This is a genomic window from Enterococcus thailandicus (assembly GCF_001886265.1).
In the GTDB taxonomy this organism is placed as follows: domain Bacteria; phylum Bacillota; class Bacilli; order Lactobacillales; family Enterococcaceae; genus Enterococcus_B; species Enterococcus_B thailandicus.
Genome location: NZ_JXLE01000015.1, coordinates 22643 through 48718, shown reverse-complemented (window position 1 = coordinate 48718; position 26076 = coordinate 22643). Strand labels below are relative to the sequence as shown.

Sequence of the window (26076 nt, the reverse complement as noted above, 5' to 3'; positions counted from 1 at the left end):
TTCTTTCTTTTTTATAATAAAAAAGAGACATTGAACTGCCTCCGTTTTTTCTAATTATCGTTGTGATGCTTTTTCTTTTTGTTGTAAAGGTAATAGCCAGCAACTCCAGCTAACAATAAGCTCCCTAAAATAATTCCTGCAAAAGAAACAACTTCACCAGTTTGTGGTAAGCTTCCTGTTACAGAAGTTTCTTTTTTACTTGGAATCATTTCATTTGTCATGTTACATTTGACAACCTCACCATCTTCTTGAATTTCAAACTTAATCGGCGTTTCGTCTATTTGATAGCCAGTAGGGGCTTTATATTCTTGGAAATAGTAAACTCCTCGTGGTAAGTTTTCAAAACTAAAACGACCTTGATGATCCGTCTTTCCTTCAATGATGATTTTTTTATCTTTATCAAGAATACGAACGCCTGTATCTGGTAGCTCTTTTCCATTGGAAACATCCGTTTTGGTTAGTTCAGCAATCCCTTTGACTAAATGATTTTTAATCTCCAGCAGTAGAAGTGGCTCTTGATCGGTTTGTGGTTCCTCAACTGGGGTAGTTTCATTCGTTAATGGCTTGTTTGGATTTTCTTCTTTCTTCTCTTCATTAAGGATTTCACTAAGTAAAGTTCCTTTACTGTCATAGGCTTGAATTCCTTTTAGAGTAGAGACGATTTGATAGGTCTCAGGAGATAGAACATACTGTTCAGAAGCTGATTGTTTTTCTTTCAAATAGAATGTTCCCACAGGGATATTGGTAAAGGTAGCAAGAGATTGTTCATCTACAGTGACTGTTTGAATCACTTCTTTTTCCTCATTTTCTAAAGTGAAAATAGTGCCTTTTCCATTACCTGTGAAAGCAAAATCATAGCCACTTCTTTCTTTTAAAGTGGCTTCTTCATTCACTTTTTTTAGTGAGAATTGGTTGAAGTGAAGCTTATTTAGAAGTGGTACAGATTTATCCTCCGAGCTTTCTTTCGCAGCATAAATGTCGATTACTTTTTCGGATTCGTGGTCAGCAGCTGTAAACTCAAATTCATGATGGCTAGTGTCAATATCATGATTTTCACCAGCATCTAATTCTTTAACATAATAGTTTCCTTCCATTAATTGTTGCGTAGGGAACGTAAGCTCACCATCTTTTACTGTGCCAAATCCTAGTAGAGAATCAGCAGGCAGCACTGTTTTATCTGTCATTGTAAATTCTTGATTAGTGAACAGACCGAATATTTTGTCGTTGGCTTTGATTTCTTCTACAATTGGTTTATTTTCTTTCCATTCCTGAATTTGCTCTTCATTTTTATGGAGAGTGATCTTTAGTTGTTGAAAATCGTTTTTTGCTTCAATAGATTGAGATACAAGTTCAACGTTTTGTCCTCATAGGTGAATTCAAAAGGAAGCGGGGTGGTATTCATCAAATAGCCAGCAGGTGCAGCTGTTTCAATGGCTTCATATTTTCCGAGATAAAGTTTTGGCATATTCGTTAGTTCACCATTGTTATCTGTTTGAACAGTGGCAACTACACCTCCTTTTTTTGCATGAACATAGTTGCCTACTTTAATATCTTCACGAGCTTTGATGGTGAAAGTTACATCCGCCAGAGGAACATAATCAAAAGTGATTTCATGGAGCTTTCCGTAGTCTGAATCTTTTGCTGTAACACTAGAAGCTTTTTGCCCTGTTTTCCTTAGGTGAAGCAATCCTTGTTGGGCTTTATTTCCAAACACTACTTCAATTGTTTTATTGGGTTCAATCGTAATTTCTTTAGATTCGCCTTTATTTACAAAGCCATTGCTGGCAGTTACTTCGGTGATTTTTATTTTGGTACCAGCTTTTAAGTCATTTATTTGAGCTAAACCATTCGTATCAGTGACAATTTCTTTGGATTGTCCGTTAAACTCAAATTTCATTTTTGTATTGGGGACAGGCTGTCCGGTATCCTCATCTACTTTTTTCAATTTGACATTACCGTTTAAATTGACTTTGATATTTAGCTGAAAGGAGCCGGCATTAGATAATTTGAAAGTAGCTACTTTTTGTTCATTGGGTTTGTTGAAAACAAAACTTGTACCAACATCATTCGTATTTGCGATATTGTACTGTAATTTTCCTGTTTCTTTTGATGAACTGTTTGCGGTTAACTTCAATTGGTTTCCGGATTTATTTAGTTGTAGATTAGCAGAATTACTAGCTAGATTGCCATACTTACTTAAAACACCGTTTGTATCATTAAGTGTGATTGTATCGCCAACATTTAACGTGATCGTCTGATTATTGAATGAAGGTTTTGTATTGTGAGCATTCACTTTTGCTAGAATTTCATTTTTCCGATTTTGATAGTTGGGAAGGGTGGTAGACAGTAGCTGATCGCCAAACGACTCCCAAATCATATTTTGAGTGATTCCATAGTTTTCACTTGTAGGATTCGTTTTATAGCCATAATAGGCAATCAGAGACAAGCGGTCTTTTTCAGCAATTGTAAGTTCTGATGGATCAAAACCAGAACCACCGTTTAAAATGGTACCATGTTCAATACAGAAGGCAGGCTCGCCCTCTGCTTTAATCATGTGAACACCGTCGTCTGTCCAGTGAAGACCAGCAGGATTCGCTAAATACCAGGTAGAAACGTAATCAGCAATTCTTGTGTAGTTGACGATAGCAGCAAGAGCAGTGATAGGAGTAACAAAAAAACTAGCCATCATTACTATCAATGCAAGATAGCTGGCTAGTTTGTGTTTTTTATATTTAGTTGTCATTGTTTCTTTTCCTCCTTGAATTATTTTTGTTTTTAGAGTTATGAGAGGGACTTCTGATTGGTGGGGACAAGGGTTTTGGTTCAACTCCTTTTTTATTGTTTATATATTTACGTTTACATTTGCACAATAGGTCTATATTATTAATAATATGATGATTTATTACTTGAGGAGGTATAACTTTGTCAAATGAAGCTATATATATGAAATTGCCCTTTGATTTGTCAGGCTCTCGAAGTAAAAATAGATTTAGATACGAGATACTATGGGGTCTCAGTAAATTATTTGATATATATAATGAAAATGAGTCATTTGTTATGGTATTTGACTATGCATGTGATATCGAAGTACACAAAGATACTGGCTTTGATTTTTATCAAGTTAAATCTAAAAAAGACGGAGCAGTTTATACTCAAGGAGCATTACTAAAAAAGAAAAAACTTGAAGAAGAAGAAAAGAGTTTTTCTATTCTAGGTAGGCTTTATGCCCTTGCAAATAATCAAAATAAGAATATTCATGTAAATTTAGTTTCTAATAAACCATTTCAAGACTCTAGTAAAAAAAATCATACAACAATTGAAAACTTGGATTTCAATAATCTAGATGAGGAAGTGCAAAAAACAATAGAATCTAAACTTCAAGAGGAGCTAGGTTCGGACGTTACACCTGATATGTCAAAAATTAGTTTTATTTATACTTCGATTGACCTTTTCAGTCCTGATGATACATTGAGAGGAAAGACTAGCAAATTTTTCTTTGAATTAACAGGAAGTGAGCCAAACAAACCGAATGCTCTCTATAATTTACTTGTTGAAACGATTTCTGAAAAAGCTTGTTATGAATTGCAATTAAATTGCTATTCAGACATATTAAATAGAAAAGGTGTTTCAAAAGATGATATTGAAAAAATAATTTCACTTTATTCTGAAAAAACTGATAGAGCAGTAGAAAAGGCTTCAATATTTATAGACACCAACATAAACAAACCAATAAAAAGATTGAAAATGAAAACGATGCTTGGTAAAGTGGTTTCCGATATTGAGAGTGGCAATAGATTAGTTTTACAGAATGAAGAGCTTATTGTTCAATCTATCTTTTCAAACTTGGAGAAATATGATGTTGAAGAGACTGTTTTCATTGATTTGTTAGTTTCTGAGTATTCAAAACTTTTCACTATTGAGTATTCAGAAGACTACAGATATGCCTTTTTTTTACTAATCTTAATGAAAGTCGAGGAAAATATTTATGAATACTCTGACATTTAATAAATTATATATTTTTTCAACATTTGAAAATAAAGCGAAGTATATTGAATTTACTAATGGAAAAAACATCATTACTACAGAAGATGATGTTATTGGAAATAAGAAAGGTAAGTCTACAATTCTTAAAAATTTATATTATACTATGGGAGCAGACTGCTATTTTGAAGATAAGTGGGATGTCCAAAAGAAGATATCCGTTTTAGAATTTTCAGTTAACAAGACATCATATATTATCTTTAGGCAGGATAAGCTGTTTAAAATTTTTGATTTAAAGAAAAATCTATTATTTAAGACTCTCAAGAGAAAAGAATTATCAACTTTCTTAGAAAAAATATTTAAGTTTACTGTAAAATTACCTAATCGTCACACAGACAAATTAGAGATTGCACCGCCAGCTTATTTTTATCTCTTAAATTATACAGATCAGGATAAAATGAATGGAAGTTCATTTGATTCATTCAGAAATCTTGGTGAATATTCTAATTTCAAATTAAATACACTTTACTCCCATTTTGGTATTTTAGATGATAGATACTATGAAGTTATGAAGCTAGTTGAACAGTTAAGTGAGCAAATTAAAGCTCTTGATGATGAATGCCAGCTATTTTATAAGATGCTTGAAAAAATTGAAAACGAACTTGTTGATAAAGTTAGCTTTCCTACCAATTTTGATGTTTTACAACAAGAAGTTGATAGCACGAAAAACCAATATGAAAAAATTGTTCATTCATTGCAGCTTACTAAAAATAGATTAATCAATCAACGAAATGATAATTATGAGGTTAAGCAAGAACTAGCCAATTTAAGGAAGATAATTAGAAAAAATGATAAAGACAAAAAGACGATAAACAGTCATACTTGTCCCAAGTGTCACTCCATTATTACTGATAATCTTGAATTGAAAATCAATACTTTAAACAATGAAGAGGACTTTTTGTTCTTAGCTAACGAACTTGAAAAAGAATCTTTGAAAGTAGAGGCTAATATCTATAAAGAAGAAAAAAAATATCAGCAATTATTAGATACTCTAAAAAAATATGAAGATAAATTAGCATTAAGTTCAAAAGAAATTAGTAATGTTTTGAAGCATAAAGGATTAATGGAAGTCAGAGATAAGCTGATTATGGATATTGGGAACAGTCAGGTCAATTTGAAACAGGCTCAGGAATCGTTAAAAGAACAGAGAAAAATTTTGAAAGAATATTTAGAATTGAAAAAGCAAATAAATGAAACTTATTATGAATTAATGTTGAATGATAAAATTCATTTTAACTTAGAAGAACTGGACTCTGATAAATTTAAAAAAATTGATTCTAATATAAGCGCAGGCGGAAGTAATAAACCAATAAATACTATTGTCTGGTATTTTAATCTTTTGAAAGTGAAAAATAAATTTAATCCGGATGCTATACGTTTACCAATTGTTTTAGATAGCCCTGCAAATGCAGAACTTGATAGAGATAGTAAACATACCTTGTTAAAGTATATATTTGAAGAATCAGATAAAGATAGTCAATTAATAGTTTCTACTATAGGATTTTCAACTTCTGACTTTAAAGAAGAACATTTTGATAATGTTATCGAACTTTCAAATTCTAAATATGAGTTATTGAATACAGAAGATTATGAGCTTTATAAAGAACTGTGTAAGGATTTAGTTTTAATAAACGAATAGTGATTAATTAGTCTTGCTGAATGATCAGAAACAAAGAAGCCAATATGCTATTTTGAAAATAGAGTATTGGCTTCTAGGATTGATTGTCTGTCGATATTAAAATCAGGTTGATTGTTTTAGCATTTATTCTAGCTCGCAATTTTCTTACTAAAAATTATCCAAAATATCCATATGTTTTCTAGTTAAAACAGTTTGAAACTAAATCAAAACTAACTACAATTGACAAAAATTACTGGAATTACGCAGCATCTACTAAAAAAATAGAATACTGTTATACCAACGATTAGAGCTTGTCAGAAGCTCTGAGAAAAGCTAACCTTTTGCTGGAAGGGTCTGTGGGGTAAAAGAACAAACAAGAAGCCAAGAATGCTGTTACTATAGCATTCTTGGCTTCTTGTTTGCCTTCGATTTTATCAATTATCTCCTGAAAAATGTTAAAATAGTATTACTTTAAGAGAGAAATTAGGAGGGCTAAATAAAATTTTTATTGTGATTGATATTCTTTCCACCAATCTTCTTTTTGATACTCAAGTAAACGTAGCTTCCCATCAAAAAGTACTTGGAAAACTCGTCTATCCTTACTCAAGGTTCCATCAGGCCCACTTACATTTGGTGGAACTAAGAAGAATGCTAGCTCTCCATAATTAGTTACTGGATTAGTTCCGTGTACACGTACTTCAAAATAGCCATTTGTTTTTTGCGGCATATCAGATGCTTTTATTTCATAATTTCCGTGGGAAGTAATCCCATCCCAATAACCATTTGCAGATAGTGTAGGGAATACAGTAGTTCTATTATTATAATAATCATCTGGGGCATAGCCACCTAAAGTAAATCCAGAGTCTACAATTTTTTTGTTGAAATAGTCACTTGAAAATTGACCAGCAAATGGAGAGAGGTCTCCCTGTAAAACAATTTCATAGTTTTCATTTTCTTTTGGTTTTTGTTTAGTGAAGACCATTTTATGAGTAGGGTCACCGTCTTCCATAATAATTTCAATATCTGATTCATTTACATACGTTACGAGCACATGAAATCCAGAATATTCATCAGATTTTTCCATTGGTGTTTTTGATTGTTTTTCCTGACCTGAAATTTCCCAGTTCGTTTCAAAGGTAGCATTAACTTCACCTTCTAAAGTTGAATAAAATATTTCCCACTTGTTTTTGCTTAATAATTTTACACGTGCAGTATCACCTGATGTAGTATAAAAAGTTCCAGATATATCGATGTATGCCATATCTGCTGCTGGCTTATTTGGTTGTGTCATTTCTGTAATTTGCTCTTTATTAGTTGTTGAACTTTTTTCTTGTGTCTCTTCTGTAACTTGAAGTTCATTGTTATTACTTGCTTTTTGTGTTGCAGAACATCCTACAAGACCTACTATAAGTGTACCTATGAATATCAGTGAGACCTTTTTCAATGTAATAACTCCTCTGCTAAAGATGATGATAATACTCATTTTTTTATTTTTAAATAATATTCATTTATTTGATTTTATCATATACTTTAGGGGATAGACTCTCTAAAAAAGAAGAATGACATTTTATAGGCTAAGTGTGCGTGATAAAATAAGGGGAAATAAGCTTAGCGACAATAGTCAAAAAGGCTCAGTAGGCTAACAGCCATTTTACTTAAATCATTCAAGAAATAGTAAATAAAAAAAACCAAGGACTCGAAAATATTTTTATATTTTCGAGTCCTTGGATCTTTTTGTGGGGATACTATGTAAGATAACTTCACTGGTGATGATTTATAAGTAACTATTTTTGATTGATTTTAGTGATAATCATAAAGAAAAGAATAGTGTTTCTGTACGACCAACTATAGAAGTAAATTGCTAGAGAATTTTTAATAAGTATATGAACAAGTAATTTCAGTGTTTTATGAGATATTTAAAAATGTAACTAGAAAAATAACTATGCAAGTAACTGTCATATACAGAATGTTTTCAAATTTTCGTGTCTTTGTTTTGAAAAATAAACCGGGCTTAGTTGAAAAGAAGTTGCTACGGTATTTGATTGGACTAAATTTTCATTATTCAAGTTTTATTCCTCCATATCGTTTTATGTCATTTTACCATTATCATTGAAGGTTACACAAAAAGTCTTTGATTTATTTCAAGTATAACTGAAAAAGCTAGCGGAACCGACTTTGATTTTACTTGAACCAAGAGCGTAGTTACTGAATTAATTGCTTATTTTATTGATTTTAATAAGTGAATCAGAAAAGATATCTGACAAAAATTATGAACAGAAAGAACAAGTTGTTTTGTCTTCATTAGTACCTTTTTCAAATCAGCATAAGTTTTCACTATTTACAATTCGTAGGTAATTGTAGTAATAGATATAGTTCGTTATAATAACTTTGTAATGATAAAATAAAGTTATTTTATGAGGAGTTATAAAATGAAAAAAGTGTCGATCATCAGTTTATTGTTTACAGTATTATTGTTGACTGCTTGTCAACAAAATAAAGAGATTAATTCTACGGCATCGTCTACTAAAATTACTCAAGAAACAACGGCAAATTCGACAGCTGCTGTTAAAAAAGAAGTGGAGACAAGTACAAGTTTCGTCTCTACAGAATCAAGTAATCAGCAGATGACCATGGAAAGTAGTAGTTCTTCGATTAAAGAAAGTCAAGTGGTGAATATTTTGTGGAATGAGGCTAAGGCACAACAATTAAACACATTTATGGCTAGCTGGGGACAAACTATGAAACAAAGTTATAAAGAATATGGTCCCGGCAATAACGTTAATTTATATGGCTTACAGCTTCCTGATACGGTTCTTGCTAACACAAATGGCTGGCAAGCGACAGTCAATAATGTGCCAATTACTTTAACTTGGTCAGAAAATGGCGAAGCAAATGCTGGCTATGCGTTAGTAGCGGTCTATTCTGATGTGGAGACGCAAGCATCATTAGCTAAGCATGTTTATTTCTTTACGATTGATGCGGGTGTTCCTAAAGTCTTGGTGACGAGCCAGAATCAAGGAAATCCTGATAATTATTTATATTTCAAAGAGACAGAGAACCAACAATTGAAAGATGGCTTTACTGAAATTGTGGGAAATGTATAAAACGAAAGTTTAAAATTTTTTGACAAGAAAATGATTAAAATAACTTGTTAGTAACTCTAACAAGTTATTTTTTTATGCTCCTTGCAAATATAGATTAAAAAATCACCAATCCATCAATGAAAAAATGTTGATTTTTCAACAAAAAAGCGTTAAGTTTATAACTAGTTAATGTAGAATTTTCAACATTTTTTGAGGAGTGAGCCATTTTGATCAATTTAGAAGAAGTATTTAGTCAAGCACACATTGATTTTGAGTTATATAATCATCGCGCGATTTACACCAATGAAGATGCGTTAGTGGTCAAGGCAGAGCAAGGATTCTCTGGCACAGAAACCAAAAGTTTATACCTAAAAGATAAACAAAAGAATAACTATATTTTTCTGACTTTCACAACGAAAAAGAGTGATTTTAAGCGGTTAAGTAAGCTGATTGGCAAAAGAGTATCAGTTGTTTCTGCGGAAATGATGGAAGAACAAACGGGGCAAAAACCTGGAGCTGTATCACCTTTTGGCTACGAAGCACATGTTCCAGTGATTATTGACGAAGAGTTATTGGCGCATGAAAAATTAGTTTTCGCACCAGGACGTCCAGATCAAACCATGGTGGTGAAAGTAGCAGACTTAGATAGAATAATTGAAGTGCTTAATTTGGAAACCTATCTATTGCCTGCAGAGGAGTAAAAAATGTCTGAAATTTTAAGAGAAATTGGAATCATTTCCCGTTCGTTATCATACATCAGTAATGTTGAGTTCAAGGAATTAGAGCTAAACAAAGAACAATATCTGTACTTAACAAGAATCTATGAAAATCCGGGTATCATCAATGATGCAGTAGCAGAGCTGGTCAAGCAAGACCGGACAACTGTCTCGAAGTCTGTTCAAAAACTTGTAAATGCTGGTTTAGTTCGGAAAGAAATTGATGCTGAAAATAAAAAAATTCGTCGATTATATGCAACTGAAAAAGCAGAAGCATTTTATGACTATTTAAAACGTGAGGAAGCCTATTCAGAAAAAGCTGCTTTACTCGATCTTTCAGCCAATGAAAGAGAAACTTTGTTAAAACTATTGAAAAAGGTGAGTAAAAATGTTGATGAAGAGTGGCTGTTTGTTAAAAACGGCAATAAACGAATCTATTAGGTTTTTCTAACAATAAAAGAGCCAAACAGGAGGGTAGTCTGTTTGGCTCTTTGTCTGTAATCAATGTTCTGGACGTATATAAAATAGCTTAAAATCCGTATTTTACGAAAGAAACTTGGGGGAAAGAAGTAGTTTAGTGAATTATCTTATATGTTTACTAAAAATAAAGTCTATGCTATCATGCTTTTTGAAAACGCTTTATTTAGTTGTGTTGCGATTGGATTAAAGGCAGATGCTGTGGGTAAGTCATCTAGGAGGTATTGGATGAAAAAACGGAAGATGATTCAGTGGTTATCGTTAGTGGGAAGTATCATTGTTATTGGTATGTTTCAGAGTACAACAGTAAAAGCAGCGGAGATTTTTGAAACTAATTTTAGTCAAGAAAAAGGGAATTGGTTAGATATCAAAGGGACTTCCAAGACTAGTCTCAGTGAGAATCAATTAGTTATTAGTAATACAACACAAGGCACTTCAATTGAATCTGTGAGTATTTTACAAGATGCACCGTTAAAGAAAACTGGCGAAGTTGAGATGAGCTTTCTTTATGAAGGACAAAAAAACTTTGGGGTGATTTTTAGAGGTAGTGAGACTGATTCAGCGACTTGGCAATCCTTTGCTTACAATGGAGATGGGGACTGGCAGCTAGGGCAACCGGGTGGAAAATGGATTACCACAATTAAAGGTTCACCATTGGTCAAAGGAAAAACATATCGTTTGTTGGTGCGCTATGAAGAGAAAAAAATTATGGCTTATTTGAATGGTCACTTGTTATATGAAAATCAAGAAGTCAACTATCCTAATGGCAATGGAAGCATTGATGGAGATTGGCAAGGAAAAATTGGTATTCGTCTTTTTGGTGATCGTGTGACGTTGAAGGTAGTGGCGTTAAAAAATGGGGAGATTGGTTCAATTCCTTTAGATCCAGAAGAGTCAAATGATCCAACAGAGGCAGAAGCAAAAGAGTTGCAACAAAAATGGAAAACCAATCTTGTTGGTGATTTTGAAAAAAATCCTGAATTGTTAAATGATCCAGATGTTATTGCGTATACGCAAAAGCTGTCAGAACAAGCGAATGAATTATATGGGAAACTAAATAAAGAATCCAGTCGCACATATTTGTGGGAAAAGGTAGCTTCAGACACAGCCTCAGCAGATATAACAACGCAATTTGCTAATCTTTCTGTTTTGGCTCGGGCTTACGGGACACAGGGAACGGCGCTTTACCAAAATCAACAGATAGGAACGGACATTGTCGAGGCGCTTGATTTTATGGTAGATGTTCGAAAATATGATGGGAAAAAATATCACGGCAACTGGTGGGATTGGCAGATTGGTGTGCCACAAAAATTTATTGATATTCTAATGATTATGAAAGACGAACTGACACCGGACCAATTAGCGAAATACACGCAAGTAATTTCACGATATGTTCCAGATCCTTATAAACAATTGTATGGTAAGCCACAAGGAACCTTTGTTGATTTGCATTTTATTCCCAATTTCCAAACGACAGGAGCGAATCGGACGGATTTAGCGTTAACGATCATGGGCTTGGGTATTTTACAAAAAAATGGAGATAAATTAAGTGTTTCCGGAGAAAGTATCAAAGAAGTTTTTGCACTTGTGACAAAAGGAGATGGATTCTATAAAGATGGCTCGTTTATTCAACATTGGGATATTCCATATACTGGTTCATATGGAAATGTTTTGGTGAAAGGAACAAGTAAGATTTTAGGAATTTTAGCCAATTCAAAATGGAATTTACCAAAGGATGTAACAGATTCTTTTGTGACAAACGTGAATAATGCATTTATTCCGTTAATTGAGAAAGGTGAAATGATGCCAATGGTGAATGGGCGTTCAATTTCGCGGGCAACTTCGACAAAAACAACTGGTTTTGGTTCACCAACAATGTATAATTTGTTGCTAGTATCAGAATTTGCAGACCCATCAGCAAACAGTCAATTGAAGGAAAGTGTCAAGTATTGGTTGAAGGAGAATCCAGCTTATTACTATACCAACGCACGTGATTTCAAGGATTTATTGTTAACGAAACAGGTGATGAGCGATGAAACGATTCTTGGAAAAGAAAAACCGTTTCTAGGAAGCAAATTGTATGGTGCAATGGATCGTTATGTGTATGCTAGCGGTGATTTTAGTGTGGGACTTAGCATGTACTCGAACCGAATTTCTTCATTTGAGGCAGGTAACAAAGAGAATAAACGAGGCTGGCATACATCAGATGGCATGCTGTATTTATTCAATCAAGACCAGCAATATGGGGAAGGCTATTGGCCGACGATTGACCCATACCGATTACCTGGTACGACAGTTGATACAGTCAAATTAGCAGATGAAGTGAGCTCATTTACGACGGTGCGTTCTTCAGAAAAACAAGTAGGTGGTGCAACAGACGGGGAAAATGCCGCTATTGGAATGGCGTTAAACAAAGCAGGTACGAAAAATAACGGTACGGTTTTACCAATGGATCTCAAAGCACAGAAATCTTGGTTTGTATTTGATGACCAAATTGTTGCATTAGGATCAGGCATTCAAGGGACGACGTCAGCTTCGATTGAAACAGTGATTGAAAACCGAATGCTTGATTCCAACAGTACGTACCAGTTGTTGACAAATCAAGGTGAAGTTTCCAGCAACGGCGAACAAACGATGCAAGCAAATGAGTGGCTCCTATTGTCATCTTCACAAAAAAATCAGAGTATTGGATATTACTTCCCTCAAGAAGAAACAATTACTTTGGTTAAGGAACAGCGTACTGGAAAATACAGTGATATTAATGAAGGTTTCCCAAACAGTCAAGTGTATACGGAAAACTATCAAAAAGTTTTGCTTAACCATGGTCAAAAACCAATCGATGAAAAGTATGCGTATGTTCTTTTACCAAATGCAACAAAGCAAGGTCTTGAGAATTATGCAAAACAAAATCGAATCGAAATTTTATCAAATGAAAAGGCAAATCAAAGTGTCAAAGATACAGTCACTGGAATAACAGCAGCAAATCTTTGGGCAGCCAATCAAACGGTGGCAGGAATTACCTTTAGCCATCCGGCATCCGTTTTGTTGAAAGAAGAATCAAATAAGGCGAAGGTAACCGTTGCTAATCTGCTACAAACGAATGAAACACTGACGTTGAATTTTTCAAAAGCAGTTAAAACAGTTATTCACGCAGATGAAAATATAACAATTAGTGAAGATGGAAGAAGTGCGCAAGTTCAAACAGCAGGTATGACAGGAGGATCTAGTCAGTTGGAAGTTGAGTGGGAATAAAAGGTTGTGGCGCCAAGCGTTCAGCTCCGAAAAAATAATGAGCAACTGGCAAAAATAGCATTTCATATTTTTGGATCGTTGAGAGTTATTTCGAGGAGTTATTTCGGCATAGGCGTTCACTATTTTGAAATAGTCATAACGTAAGGGTAATTTACTAGCTAATGGCCACGCAAAATGATGAGCTACTGTAAAAATTTATTGATTTAGTTGCTGCAAATCGTAAACAGTGAGAATAGCAGGAAAGACTGAAGTTAAGAAGGAAGAACGGGTTTGCGCTCGTTCTTCTTTTTTTATGTAAAGATAGATGGTCAAAAACATTTAAAATATTTTACTGAATTTTCACTAAACTATTTGAAAAAATAGGTGAATCAATGGTATAGTCTACTAGAATGAAATGAAAGCGCTTTGTTAGGAGGGAGTATGAATGCGAAAAGCTGTGATTCAAAGTAAAATAACGACAACAGAACAAAAAAACATTTTAAAGGTTATTGTTGGAAATGTTTTTTTAGGGTTTGCTTACGCAAATTGGATGAAACCGAATAATATTATCAATGGAGGCGTGACAAGTGTCGCGATGATTTTAGAAAAAATCTCGCAAATACCGATTTTTTATTTAACCTCTGGTGTAACAGTCTTGCTACTGATTTTTTGTTGGTTCTTTCTGGGCAAAGGGAACTTTCTCAAATCAATCGTTAGCAGTATTTGCTACAATCTGTTCTTTACGATGTTTTATTTGCTGAAACTCAATGTGCAAATCAATTTGGTTGTCGATTTTCTTTTTGCTTGTATTTTTATCGCGATTGGGTATTATTGCTGCATTTCCGCGAATGCTTCTACGGTAGGAATGGATGTCATTGCTTTAGCAATCAATAAAAAACATCCAGAATTTAGTATTGCCAGAGGAATCCGTTACATCAATGTGATGGTACTGGCTTTGGGATTTTTGACTTATGGGGTAAAATCAGTAGTGATAGGTATTTTGTTCAGTTTACTGAACTCGTATATGTTAGATTTTTTATTAAAACGAAGGATTGAAGAATGAGGTGCTGACATGGCAACAATTAAAGACATTGCAGATTTAGCAAGCGTTTCTAAGACGACCGTTTCTAGAGTATTGAATTTTGATCAAACATTATCGGTAAGTGATGAAACGAAAAAACGAATTTTTGAAGCAGCAGAGAAACTAGAATATACCAAATATAAACGGAATCGCGTAATTGATAAAGGAAAAATCGCAATCGTTCAGTGGATGACGGAAAAAGATGAACTAGATGATGTATATTATCTTTCACTAAGAATGAGTGCTGAAAAGAAGATTTTGGATGAAGGCTATGAGATTGTGCGCTATTTTTATAACGATACACGCATATTTGACGAAGAGGTAATTGGGATTATTTCGATTGGCGAATGTACGCCAGAACAACAACAATCATTAATTGATTTTACAGATAACTTGGTTTTTGTTGGAATGGATATTCTTTCAACCAAATATGATTCTGTCTCACTAGACTTTGATCAAGCTGTGAATAGTGTGATTGACTTTTTCTGTGCGCGTGGCCATAAGAATATTGGGTTCATTGGTGGTTTGGACTACGGCAAAACATTACCTAATCATCCTGTTGGAAAAGATAAGCGAACAATTGCTTTTGAGAAATACACGAGTTTACGCGACGTGTATCGGGAGGAAAATGTATTTCAAAGTAGCTTTGATGTCGAAAGTGGTTACGAGATGATGAAACAAGCAATCGTTACCTTAGGGCAACAGTTACCAACGGCATTTTTTATCGCAAATGATCCTTTGGCAGTTGGTGCATTAAGAGCATTGCTAGAATCGGGAATCAAGGTACCTGAAAGGGTATCGTTAATTGGGTTCAACGATACGAGTGTTGCTAAACATATTTTTCCAACGTTGAGTTCAGTTAGAATACATACAGAACTGATGGGCGAAGCAAGCGTGGAGTTACTGTTGGAGAAATTAGAAACTGGCAGACAAGTAGCTAAAAAATTAATTATTGCGACGGAACTCAGTTTGCGTGGAAGTACAGGCGATTAAACTGGATTAATGGTTGATTATTTGTTTCACTGTTTAAGCGGATGAATAGGAAAAGGTTGTGGAGCAAAACACTTAACTCCGACGAGATAGCACCCCAAATAGCTAATTCCTATTTTGAAGTGCTTGCAAGCTAGGTGGAGGAGCTGTTTTGGGACAACATTCACTCGGAAACCAGAGGTATGACAATGCGTTTGTCATACCTTTTTTTTATTTAAAAAGACCCTATAAAAATTAATTCCAATAAGTTTAGTGAATAAAATAAAAAAGTTCACTAAACTTATTGACCTTTGACTAGCTTTCGTGTATTCTACGAATGAATAAAGCGTTTACAAAAATTTAGGAGGTACTTTATGAAGTACAAAAAATTGTTGAGCGGTGCTTTAGGATTATTGGCAGTAGTTAGTTTGGCAGCTTGTGGTGGCGGTGATTCAAAAGCAGAAGCCGGGGCAGATTCTGCTAAGGATTTGGCAAAAGAAGAACGCGTGAAAAAAGCAAGTATCGAGGTCTATGTTCCAAAAGGCAAAAATACCGATTATTTGCAAAAATCCATTGAGCTTTACAATCAGAAGTATGATACAGAATTGGAATTGAATCCAGTAGATGTCGCACCTGCCATCCCGATGGTTCAAAAGGTAACGCCAAAATTAGTTGCAAACGAAAAAATGCCAGATTTGATTTTCTTGCAAGATAGTAATGCTGGTTCGGTTTTTGACAAGTTTGAAGATTTGTTTTATTCATCTGAAGACTTTGGCTTTGTAAAAGAGTATGGCAAAGATTTTTATGATGCAAAAATGAACATGTTGGGGAATATTGCACCGTCGAAAAAAGTATTTGGTTTTCCTAATGATTGGGGAAATGCGTGCATGTTCTATAATGAAACCGCTTTTAAAGAAGCCGGGATTGACGTAACAACTATCAAAAATTGGGACGAGTTGATTGATGCAGGAAAGAAATTAAAAGAAAAAACGGGTAAAAAGCTATTATTCATGCGTGATACAGGAGAATTAGATCTTGTTAAATATTTGACGGAACAACAAGGTGTGTCTCTATTTGATAAAAATGGAAAATTGAATTTATTAGATGATGCTGTTAAAAAATCGTACGAAATCATTCAAAAACTTCAAGATGAAGATTTAGTGGCCTATGGTAATTCAAAAGATTATACAGTGATTGGGCAAGAGTGTGGCGTAATCTTTGCCGGTGGCTGGTTGGCTTCTTATCAAGCAACGGATTATCCAGATGATGCAGGAAACTGGCGAATCAGTGCGATTCCTGCGGTGGACGAATCGAAAAACTTTTCACCAATGAGTGGTGGTTCTAGCTATTATGTACCTAAAAAATCAGATAATGCGTTAGCTGCACTACAATTCATTACCTTTGCATTAACGGATAAAGATGCTTTAGATGCTTATATGGAACTAAGTGGTTTGCCTGCAAACGTGACTGCTTATCAAAGTGAAGTTGCTCAAAAAGAGTTTCCTTATTACGGAAACCAAAAGATTTTATTGGCGCTAGATGAAATTAGTCAAAATAGTATCAAGGGTTACGCATTCCCTTACTCAGCAGATTTAGATAATTATATTGAGGCTGCAAGCTATGACATCAAGAATAATGGTATGTCTGTTGATAAAGCATTGAAGAAACAGGCAGAAGATTTTGCGTCGAAATACAACGTAGAAATAAACGAGTAAATGAAACGGGTTAGGATAGTGAGGGCTGCCATACTGTCCTAACCTATTTTTAGAACAGAAAAGGAGCATCTGGACATGGAATTTCCAAAAAAGAAAAAAGGCATTACGAATTATTCCCGAACAGCTTACATCATGTTGTTGCCATTTTTAGCATTTTTCATCATTACTTTATTGATTCCAGCAGTGATGTCATTAGGATTTAGTTTTTCAAAAGTATCGACATCCATTGATTTTATTGGTTTAGATAATTTTACAGCTATTTTTAAAGATCCATTGTTTTTTAAATCATACTTCAATGTATTCATCTTTATGATTTTTTCAATTCCGATTACGATTTTCTTTGCTTTGATTTTTGCTGTTTTGTTGAATAAGCCAACGATTAAAGGAAAAGGTTTTTTCCGAACAGTGTATTATTTACCGGCAATCACATCGATTGTTGCTGTGTCATCCGTATTTTTAACTTTTTATAATCCAACAGGTTTGTTCAATACCGTGTTAACAACTTTGGGAATGGAGCCGATTCCTTGGCTAACGGATCCATTTTGGGCACGAGTATCCATCATCATTATCTCAATCTGGTTGAATGTTGGGTATTACACAGTCTTGTTTTTAGCTGGATTGCAAAATATCTCTTCAGAAATTTATGAGAGCGCGGATATCGATGGAGCAAATAGTTTCCACAAGTTCTTTAAAATCACGATTCCTTTGTTAAAACCAGTTGTGCTGATGGGAATGATTCTTTCGACAATCAATGGGTTAGGTGCTTTTGAAGTGCCAAACATCTTATTCAAAAATGGATTTGGACCAGAATCTTCTGCAGTAACAGTTGGTGTGAATTTGTATAAAACAAGTTTTGAAATGGTTGATTTTGGGAAAGCTTCTGCGATTGCCTGGACGATGGTAATTATCGCTGCAATCCTATCAATCATTCAGTTTATTGTAGGAGGAAAAAACAATGAAGCGTAAATTGAACCCTTTACTTATTTATTTCGTTTTGCTGATTGGTTTAGTGATCTTTGCTTTACCTTATGTTTATATGCTCATTGCTTCAACACAATCGAATGATGTCATTTTAGGGGAAAAAATCAATTTTACGATTGGCCCACATTTTTTGAAAAACCTCGGTGAGATACAAGAAAAATATAATTATATCCGAGTCTTATTTAATTCAGCTGTCATCACATTGGTAGGGACAGCACTTTCGACGATTGTCACAACGTTAGCTGGTTATGTTATGGCAAAATACCGGTTTAAAGGTAGCAATCTTATCTTTAATTTAGTGATGGTTTCGCGAATGATTCCAAGTTTTGCTACATTGATTCCTACCTTCTATATTTTAAGTAAGTTTGGTTTAACGAACACGTTTGCCGGGGTAATCATTCCGAGTGTTGCTTCGACAACTTCCGTATTTATGATGCGTCAATATGCACAGCAGTTTCCCAATGAATTGATGGAAGCTTCCCGGATCGACGGTGCTAGTGAGTGGACGATTTTTTGGAAAATTGCTGTTCCAGTGTTGACACCAAGTATCATTACGACAGCGTTACTGACATTTATGGGCTACTGGAATTCTTATTTGATTCCGTTGATTGTTTTATCCGATTCAAAAAAATTCACTGTACCATTAATTATTCAAAACATGACGCAAAACAATTACGATCCTTTGAATTATGGTGCGCTGATGGCGGTCTTAGCAACGTCAGTTATCCCGATTGTCTTTCTTTATATGTTTTTACAATCAAAATTCAAGTCAAATGGTCTAGACTCTGCAATCAAATAAGAATTTTAGGAGGAACTGCAGGATGAATTTCGAAGTCAAAGAAGAATTTTATGTGGATGGGCAGCCAATCAAGTTGATTTCTGGTGCCGTTCATTATTTTAGAATTGCCCCGACACATTGGCGTCAAACGTTACAGAATTTGCAAGCAATGGGCTGTAATTGCGTGGAAACGTATATCCCTTGGAATTTACATGAACCACAAAAGGGAACGTTTGATTTTACTGGGATTGCGAATGTAACTAAATTCTTAGATATTGCAGAAGAATTAGGTTTGTATACCATTGTTCGACCAAGCCCGTATATTTGTGCAGAGTGGGATTTTGGTGGGTTGCCAGCTTGGTTATTGGCAGATCCAAGCATGCGTATTCGCAGCCAACATCCAGGTTATTTGCAGGCGGTGAAAGAATATTATCATGTATTATTACCAAAATTGGCGCCATATCAAGTTACACGTGGAGGGCGTTTGTTGCTTGTTCAAGTAGAAAATGAATATGGTTCTTACGGCGAAGATAAAATGTATTTAAAATTTTTGGCAGAGGAACTCCGTCGTTACTTTGATGTTCCTTTAGTAACTTCAGATGGTGGCTGGGAAGAAGTTTTAGAAGCTGGAACTTTACCACAAGAAGGTATTTTAGCTACAGCAAATTTTGGTTCTGATGCAAATGAAAACTTCAAATGGTTACAGAATTATCAGGAAAAAAATGGACTGAAGGAACCTTACATGTGCATGGAGTTTTGGGATGGCTGGTTCAATTCTTGGGGGAAACCAATTATTCGTCGTGATCCACAAGAAACAGCAGAAGAAGTACGCCAAGTGTTAAAAAAAGGGAGTATTAATTTCTATATGTTTCAAGGTGGCACAAACTTTGGATTTTATAATGGTTGTTCAGATGCAGGAGCAACCAATGAACCACAGATCACTTCTTATGATTATGATGCGCCATTAACAGAATGGGGTATGCCAACAGAAAAATATTTTGCTATTCAAAAAGTTATTCAAGAAGAAGTACCAACAGCTAAAATTTCAAAACCTGTTTATCCAAAGACAATTTACTTAGGTTCTTATGCAGTGAAGGAAAGTGTCAGTTTGTTTTCTGTTTTGGAAGAAATCAGTGAACCGATAATCAATGACTACACCTTACCAATGGAAAAAATCGGACAAAATTTTGGGTATACTTTGTATCGTAGCCAATTATTGAACAAACGTCATATTGCCAAAATGAAAGTTGTTGATGGTTTGGATCGTGTGCAGTTTTTCATGAATCAGCAGTTGATTACAACCCAATATCAGGCAGAATTAGGACAAGAATTTGCATGCGAATTGACTAAAGAACAAAATGAATTGAGTTTGTTGGTTGAAAATATGGGCCGAAATAATTATGGGCCGAAGTTAGTTGCAGATAGTCAACGAAAAGGGATTCGAAGTGGGGTGATGGAGGATATTCATTACATCTCTGATTGGGAACATTATCCGTTAGAATTGCAACCGGAGCAGTTAGAAAAAATTGATTTTACCAAAGCGACAATCGCGAAAACACCAAGTTTTTATAAGGTTGAGCTATTGCTAGAGGAAGTTGGAAATACGTTTTTAGATTGCAGCAGTTTTGGTAAAGGTGTTGTTTTCGTGAATGGGGAAAACATCGGGCGCTATTGGCAAGCAGGGCCGACCCAGTCTTTATTCATTCCTGATTTCTTTTGGAAAAAAGGGATAAATGAAGTCATTATTTTTGAAACAGAAGGTGTGCCAATCTATGAAATTCATTTTTCTGAAGCGCCTATCATGGCATAGGAGTCAGTGACATGGAGCAAAATTTTAAAGGTTTTTTCAATTGCACAAGTCAAGAAGAGCTGTTTGAATTTAAAGAAGAGTTGCTAAAAAATAACGAAAAAGAGTGTCAAGAACTGCTTGCGAGGAGTCAACGGTTTGTTTCTGGGGAATATCTTTTTGATAACGCATGGGACATGGAAAGAACCCACGAGCCTGTTTTCTGGCAAGTAGCAGACATTGAGTGGTCAACTAGTCCAAATGGTGATTTGGAATGGCTCTATATGTTACATCGTCATCGCTTTTTAGTTGATGTAGGATTGGCCTATTTATTAACTGAAGAGCCAGAGTACCAAGAATATCTTGAACGTTTTTTACACGCGTTTCTTCAACATAATCCGCTAAATCAACTAACAAAACAATCTAGCTGGCGAACCATTGATGTTGGGCTACGTGTAGTCAATTGGTTGAAGCTAGTTGAAATGAATCGCTTCTTGCCACTTTTTTCGGACGAATTGAAGCAAAAAGTAGAAACAGCTCTTGAGATTCAAGGAACGTATCTCTACGAAAATTTATCAATTGAACGAGGGCAGAGCAACTGGCAGGTTTTAGAAATTGCAGGGTTGTATAGTTTAAGTCTAGCTTTTCCCAATTTCGAGAAGGCAGATTTATGGCAAGCAGAAAGTCTCTTTTACTTAACGCATTCATTCGCTTTACAAGTGGAAGCAGATGGTATGCAACGAGAACAATCTTTTATGTATCACAATGAGGTTTTGCTTTGTTTATTGGAAATTTTACAACTCGCTCAAAGGACAGCAACTGACGTACCAGAAAAAATGGTTGACTATGCGAAACAATTGGCAAGAGCAGCAAGCTTGTTTGTGAAACCAAATGGTCAGCAACCAATGTATGGCGATAGCGATCAAGAAGATATGACGGGCTTATTGCAATATGCAGAAGTTATTTTAACCAATCCAGAAGAACCAGTGAAAAAAAATCAAGCAGACTTAACCTTTTTTGCAAAAACTTCTTTAGGAAGAGGTCAATTTCCAATTACCGATTGCTTGTTATTGAAAGAAGCCTTTCATCATTTTGAGCAAGCAGGAATCATGATTGCAAAAAGCCCACTGACGTATCATTTGTTTAAATGCGGACCTCTGGGGGGCGGGCATGGACATGATGATTTACTCCATATTGACTTAGCCTATCAAGGAAAAGATATCTTGATTGATTCAGGTCGATACAGCTACGAATTAAGTAAGCACCGACTGGTTTTCAAAGAAGCAACAGCGCATAATACCATCGTGGTTGATAAAGAAAACTTTAATCAGCATACAGATGCGTGGGACAGTGTCAAAGTGGCGACACCAATCAATCAAAAAGCTACCGAAAAGTCAGGCATCCAGTTTTTTGAAGGTGGACATTTGGGTTATTTTACATTAGCTGATCCAGTGTACGTCGATCGTAAAGTGATTCATTTTCCGGAGGGATTCAGCTTTGTTAGTGACAGCTATATTTGTCGCGGAAATCATGAAATTGAAACCTTTTTTCACTTTGATTCATCAACAGTTCAACAAAAGCAAAGTATGTTAATCTTCCCAGAATTAGGCTACGAGATTTCATGTTTAGCAAAAGAAGCACGCTGGGAATGTTACGAAAAAAATAGTGCGCCAACCTATAATGAATTGCGAAAAATCACTTGTGCGAGAGCAAAGAAAAATATTCAAGGAACAGCCGCAACAACTTATCTTTTAAACCCACAAGGACTGGTTACAAAAGTTGAAAAGCTACCCGTTTATTCAGAAGCAGAACAACAACCAGATGAAGTAGTGGAAGCAATCAAGGTTCAGTTGAAAGATCGCACACAAAAACTCATTCTAATTCAGCATCAAGAGCCTGCCCATGGGCGAAGAGCCTATTGTGTTGAGGGAGAATATTATTATGGCCGAGTGGTTGTAGCTACTGACCAAGAAAAAATTGTTTTGTATTAAATTGGAGGGCAATATGCTAACGAAAGAAAAAGTAGCACAAGAGCTTGAATTTGTTTATCAAAAAATCATTGAGAACCTGACAACATTTGAAACCTTAGTTCCGGCAGCAGTTTCTAAAAACTATTGTTATCCAGCTGTTGAAAACGCAGATTGGACAGATGGTTTTTGGATTGGTATGCTGCATTTGGCTCAAGGCTATCGACCAGACAAGCGAATTCAGCAAGTGATTACCAAACAGCTAGAAGTATTTCAACAACGACTAGATGAAGAAATTGTTTTGAACCACCATGATATTGGTTTTTTATACTCCTTGGCAGCAGTTGCCGACTATCGTGAAAATAACACAGCTTCTTCACGAAAAATGGCGCTCCAAGCCGCGGATGTTTTAATGCGACGTTATAACGAAACAGCAAAGATTTTCCAAGCATGGGGGGAGCTTTCTGATAAAGAGCAACAAGGTCGAATGATTATTGACTGCAATATGAATTTGCCTTTACTGTATTTTGCTTCAAATGAAACAGGCGACCCACGTTATCGAGAAGCAGCTAAAAATCATGTGAAATTGGCACAAAAATATTTGATTCGTGAGGATTATTCGACTTTTCATACGTATTATATGGATATTGAGACAGGAAACCCTCGTTTTGGCGCGACAGCGCAAGGCTACGCAGACGATTCCTGTTGGGCAAGAGGTCAAGCGTGGGGAATCTATGGATTTCCAATCAGTTTTACTCATACAGGTGATGCAACGTTACTAGAGTCTTCTTGTTATTTAGCAGATTATTACTTAGCCCACTTGCCGAAAGATAAAATTGCTTATTGGGATCTGTTTTTTATGGATGGTGAGGAAGAAAGAGATACGTCTGCATCAGCAATTACTGTTTGTGGTTTGTTGGAGTTGGCAAAAAACTTACCGTTAACGGATTCACGACGCCAAAAATATGAAGAGGCTGCGCAGGAAATCATGGTTAATCTGATGAATTACACGACAAAAAGTCATCCTGAATCAAATGGTTTACTAGTTCAAGGCGTATACTCTAAGCCAGGTGGGACAGGAGTTAACGAATGTACTACCTGGGGGGACTATTTTTATTTTGAGGCACTGACACGTTTGTATCGAAGCTGGGCAACTTATTGGTAGGAGGAAACAACATGAAAATTCATTATTTAGGCACGGCGGCAGCGGAAAGAGTTCCCGGGATTTTTTGTAACTGTCGTATTTGTCGTTATGCACGAGAACATGGTGGAAAAGACTTACGAACTCAGACACAAACCTTAATAGATGATGGTGAGTTATTAATTGATTTTCCTGGAGATAGCTATTTTCATTTACGGGAACATCAGCTGAATTTCAATGAGATTGAACATTTATTGATTACACATTGGCACAGCGATCATTTATATGCAGAAGATTTGGCTTTTCGAATGAGCTCGTATGCGAATGATTTGGATAAAAAACTGACCGTTTATGGTAATGCAACTGTTCATCGCTTCTTTGATCGTGCATTTGAATTAGAAAAAATGATTGAACCTGAACGAATCGAGTTTCAAGAATTAGCGCCATTTGAAAAGTATCAAATTGGTGAGTATCAAGTTCATACACTACCAGCTGTTCATGGTCAAAAAAATGGAGATTGTTTCATTTATGTGATTGAACGTGATGGGAAACGCTTGTTTTATACACATGATACAGGATTTCCAACCGATGAAGTTCTGGATTATTTAGAAGAAAATCAATTAAAACTAGATGCGATCTCATTGGATTGTACAGGACAAAACATGACGTATGTTGGTGGTATTCACATGAATTTAGGAGAAAATTTACGACTGATTCAATCGTTGTCCGAACGAGGGTTATGTGATGAAAAGACGACCTATGTTCTTAGTCATTTTTCTCACAATGGAGGTTTGACACATCAAGAAATGAAAGAATTAGCAGATGAGCACCAAATGTTGACAGCTTATGACGGTATGCTGATTGAAATTTAAGGATGAAGAGAAGAGTGGAGCAAAACGTGTGAATGTTTGGCTCTACTTTTTTTCTATTTTTATAATCAAGTTATTTTTTATAAATGAATCAGTGTGCCCAAAATACATTGTTTTGCTGACGCATGGTATAATAAAACTATAGAAGTTTCAACAGGCAGGTTCCAACGCGTAAAGATTTCAAGTTTTGATAAAAAGCAAAATATCGGTGGAAATGGGAGGGATTATGATGGAAGAAACAGTTTTTTTTAATTTAGGAAATGCATTAGCAGCAAAACGTGACCCAAAAGAATTGATTCGTGAAGCACAAATCGTGAAAGACCAACGTCAGCCACTGGGAAAATTGGTCATTGTCGAAGATGAATCAAGTGGAGAACATATATTGTTTGAATTAGCGAGCCAAGAAGAAAAATCGGAACAGACAAAAGAGTTCAAGGTGAAACAAGTGATTGATTAAGTAAAAATAATTCAATAAAGCAGGCTGACTACTGAAGTATGGTATGGGGAAACTTAGTTGCCTGTTTTTTTGTGGGATAGTGCTAGGTAGTTTCTTACCTAGACAAAAATAAGTAGAGAACACAGATGCCTCTGATTTGACACGTGTGTACTGTCTTTCTCCTTTTGATGCCACCAATAAACCATCAATAAACAATTTACTTTCAGAACAAATAAAAAATCCACCAACCGTTAGTAATCTGGGCTAATGGTTGGTGGATTTTTTATTGTTTGCTGCGAGCAATTACTCGGCGAACTTTGGAAATCGAATCACGTGCTTTTTCTTGATTATAAAACATTAAAATGACGTAAAGCGAGTCCATAATGCTTAGTTGAGAAATTCGCGAAGCTAAAGCTTCAGAACGAAATTCGGTTTCTTCTGCAATGGAAATAAAGACCACGTCACCCAACTTAGCCAAAGGAGAATTTGCCTGACTTGTGACGACGATTGCTTTTGCCCCGGTGGCTTTGACGGTTTCTGCTAAACGAATGGTTTCTTTTGATTTACCTGTATGAGAAATCAAGATTGCACAATCAGTGGGTGTTAAAAGAGAAGCCTCCATCAATTGAATATGGTAATCCGTACTATGAAAAACTGAGATTGGTGAGCGTAAAAATTTGTGATAAGCATCGGTTGCAACGATTTCAGATCCACCTACACCAAAGAAAAAGAGCCGATCAGAAGTGTTGATCAGATCAACCGCTTGCTTTAAATCTTCTTGTCGCAATAACCTTTGTGTATCATTCAAAGTTGTGATGTTGGAGTCAAAAACTTTTTGTGCCATGGTTAATTCCGTATCATTTTGATCAATGTTTTCGTGGATGGCAATCGCAGAAAAATCATTTTCTTGAATGAGCATTGCCATTTTGAAATCTTTGAATCCATTGTAACCAAGTTTTTTCGTAAATTGAAAAAAAGTGGAGTCAGCGATTCCAAGCTCATTCGCTAAATCGCTAATGGAACTGTGGGCTACTTTACTTGAATTTTCTAGAACATAATCTGCAATGGCTTGCTCTTTCGGACTGAAATCATTGTACATGGTTCTTATTTGTAAGCGAATGGATACAGACATATGTGTTCCCCCTTTACTCTCTAAATAAAGGATATAATGTTTCAATAAAAAAATC

18 protein-coding genes and 1 pseudogene are annotated in these 26076 nt (G+C 35.4%); 16 read left to right on the top strand and 3 right to left on the bottom strand.

Features of this window, described 5'->3' with window-relative positions; translation table 11 throughout:
• Window positions 1-50: 50 nt before the first annotated feature.
• Window positions 51-2743, bottom strand: a pseudogene (locus RV17_RS13785) (SpaA isopeptide-forming pilin-related protein).
• Between the two features lie 179 nt (window positions 2744-2922).
• Between RV17_RS13785 and RV17_RS10415 the strand changes: the two are divergent.
• Both RV17_RS10415 and RV17_RS10410 read left to right on the top strand, forming a co-directional pair.
• The gene (locus tag RV17_RS10415; RefSeq protein WP_002391579.1) at window positions 2923-4005 is read left to right on the top strand and encodes a dsDNA nuclease domain-containing protein; all 1083 of its coding nucleotides are present in this window, start codon (window positions 2923-2925) and stop codon (window positions 4003-4005) included.
• Window positions 3986-5680 (top strand): hypothetical protein, encoded by a 1695-nt coding sequence (locus RV17_RS10410; protein WP_002391578.1) that lies wholly within the window; start codon window positions 3986-3988, stop codon window positions 5678-5680. The genes RV17_RS10415 and RV17_RS10410 overlap by 20 nt, the downstream gene beginning before the upstream one ends.
• Window positions 5681-6164: 484 nt before the next feature.
• Here RV17_RS10410 and RV17_RS10405 read toward each other — a convergent pair whose 3' ends face one another.
• On the bottom strand, window positions 6165-7103 hold the full coding sequence (locus tag RV17_RS10405; protein ID WP_071869177.1) for a hypothetical protein: 939 nt from the start codon (window positions 7101-7103) through the stop codon (window positions 6165-6167).
• A gap of 985 nt (window positions 7104-8088) precedes the next feature.
• Here RV17_RS10405 and RV17_RS10400 point away from each other — a divergent pair.
• From RV17_RS10400 to RV17_RS10335, 14 genes are all read left to right on the top strand, one after another.
• Window positions 8089-8763: a DUF4767 domain-containing protein gene (locus tag RV17_RS10400; protein ID WP_071869176.1), complete on the top strand. Its 675-nt coding sequence runs from the start codon at window positions 8089-8091 to the stop codon at window positions 8761-8763.
• Between the two features lie 206 nt (window positions 8764-8969).
• Window positions 8970-9443 carry a YbaK/EbsC family protein gene (locus tag RV17_RS10395; RefSeq protein ID WP_071869175.1) on the top strand — a complete coding sequence of 158 codons (474 nt, stop codon included), beginning with the start codon at window positions 8970-8972 and terminating at the stop codon, window positions 9441-9443.
• A gap of 3 nt (window positions 9444-9446) precedes the next feature.
• Window positions 9447-9899: a MarR family winged helix-turn-helix transcriptional regulator gene (locus RV17_RS10390; RefSeq protein ID WP_067482753.1), complete on the top strand. Its 453-nt coding sequence runs from the start codon at window positions 9447-9449 to the stop codon at window positions 9897-9899.
• A 264-nt stretch (window positions 9900-10163) separates the two neighbouring features.
• Window positions 10164-13187 (top strand): hyaluronate lyase HylB, encoded by a 3024-nt coding sequence (hylB, locus tag RV17_RS10385; RefSeq protein WP_071869174.1) that lies wholly within the window; start codon window positions 10164-10166, stop codon window positions 13185-13187.
• 424 nt (window positions 13188-13611) lie between these two features.
• Entirely contained in the window at window positions 13612-14229 is a 618-nt protein-coding gene (locus RV17_RS10380) for a YitT family protein (protein WP_067482749.1), read from the top strand.
• Window positions 14230-14238: 9 nt separating this feature from the next.
• On the top strand, window positions 14239-15240 hold the full coding sequence (locus RV17_RS10375) for a LacI family DNA-binding transcriptional regulator (RefSeq protein WP_067482748.1): 1002 nt from the start codon (window positions 14239-14241) through the stop codon (window positions 15238-15240).
• Window positions 15241-15590: 350 nt separating this feature from the next.
• Window positions 15591-16931 carry an ABC transporter substrate-binding protein gene (locus RV17_RS10370; RefSeq protein WP_071869173.1) on the top strand — a complete coding sequence of 447 codons (1341 nt, stop codon included), beginning with the start codon at window positions 15591-15593 and terminating at the stop codon, window positions 16929-16931.
• Window positions 16932-17006: 75 nt separating this feature from the next.
• Window positions 17007-17897, top strand: coding sequence for a carbohydrate ABC transporter permease (locus tag RV17_RS10365; protein WP_067482743.1), 891 nt, complete (start codon window positions 17007-17009; stop codon window positions 17895-17897).
• Complete coding sequence (locus tag RV17_RS10360; protein WP_067482741.1) at window positions 17887-18711, top strand: carbohydrate ABC transporter permease; 825 nt, start codon at window positions 17887-17889, stop codon at window positions 18709-18711. The genes RV17_RS10365 and RV17_RS10360 overlap by 11 nt, the downstream gene beginning before the upstream one ends.
• Window positions 18712-18733: 22 nt before the next feature.
• Window positions 18734-20500, top strand: a complete 1767-nt coding sequence (locus RV17_RS10355; RefSeq protein WP_071869172.1) for a glycoside hydrolase family 35 protein — start codon at window positions 18734-18736, stop codon at window positions 20498-20500.
• Between the two features lie 11 nt (window positions 20501-20511).
• The gene (locus RV17_RS10350) at window positions 20512-22467 is read left to right on the top strand and encodes an alginate lyase family protein (RefSeq protein WP_071869171.1); all 1956 of its coding nucleotides are present in this window, start codon (window positions 20512-20514) and stop codon (window positions 22465-22467) included.
• A 13-nt stretch (window positions 22468-22480) separates the two neighbouring features.
• Window positions 22481-23608: a glycoside hydrolase family 88 protein gene (locus tag RV17_RS10345; RefSeq protein ID WP_071869170.1), complete on the top strand. Its 1128-nt coding sequence runs from the start codon at window positions 22481-22483 to the stop codon at window positions 23606-23608.
• Window positions 23609-23619: 11 nt separating this feature from the next.
• Complete coding sequence (locus RV17_RS10340; RefSeq protein WP_067482733.1) at window positions 23620-24456, top strand: MBL fold metallo-hydrolase; 837 nt, start codon at window positions 23620-23622, stop codon at window positions 24454-24456.
• 226 nt (window positions 24457-24682) lie between these two features.
• Window positions 24683-24910, top strand: a complete 228-nt coding sequence (locus tag RV17_RS10335) for a hypothetical protein (RefSeq protein ID WP_067482731.1) — start codon at window positions 24683-24685, stop codon at window positions 24908-24910.
• Window positions 24911-25172: 262 nt separating this feature from the next.
• Here the strand turns inward: RV17_RS10335 and RV17_RS10330 are convergent, their stop codons facing one another.
• A complete protein-coding gene (locus RV17_RS10330) occupies window positions 25173-26021 on the bottom strand; it encodes a MurR/RpiR family transcriptional regulator (RefSeq protein ID WP_067482730.1) in 849 nt (282 codons plus the stop codon).
• Window positions 26022-26076 lie beyond the last annotated feature (55 nt).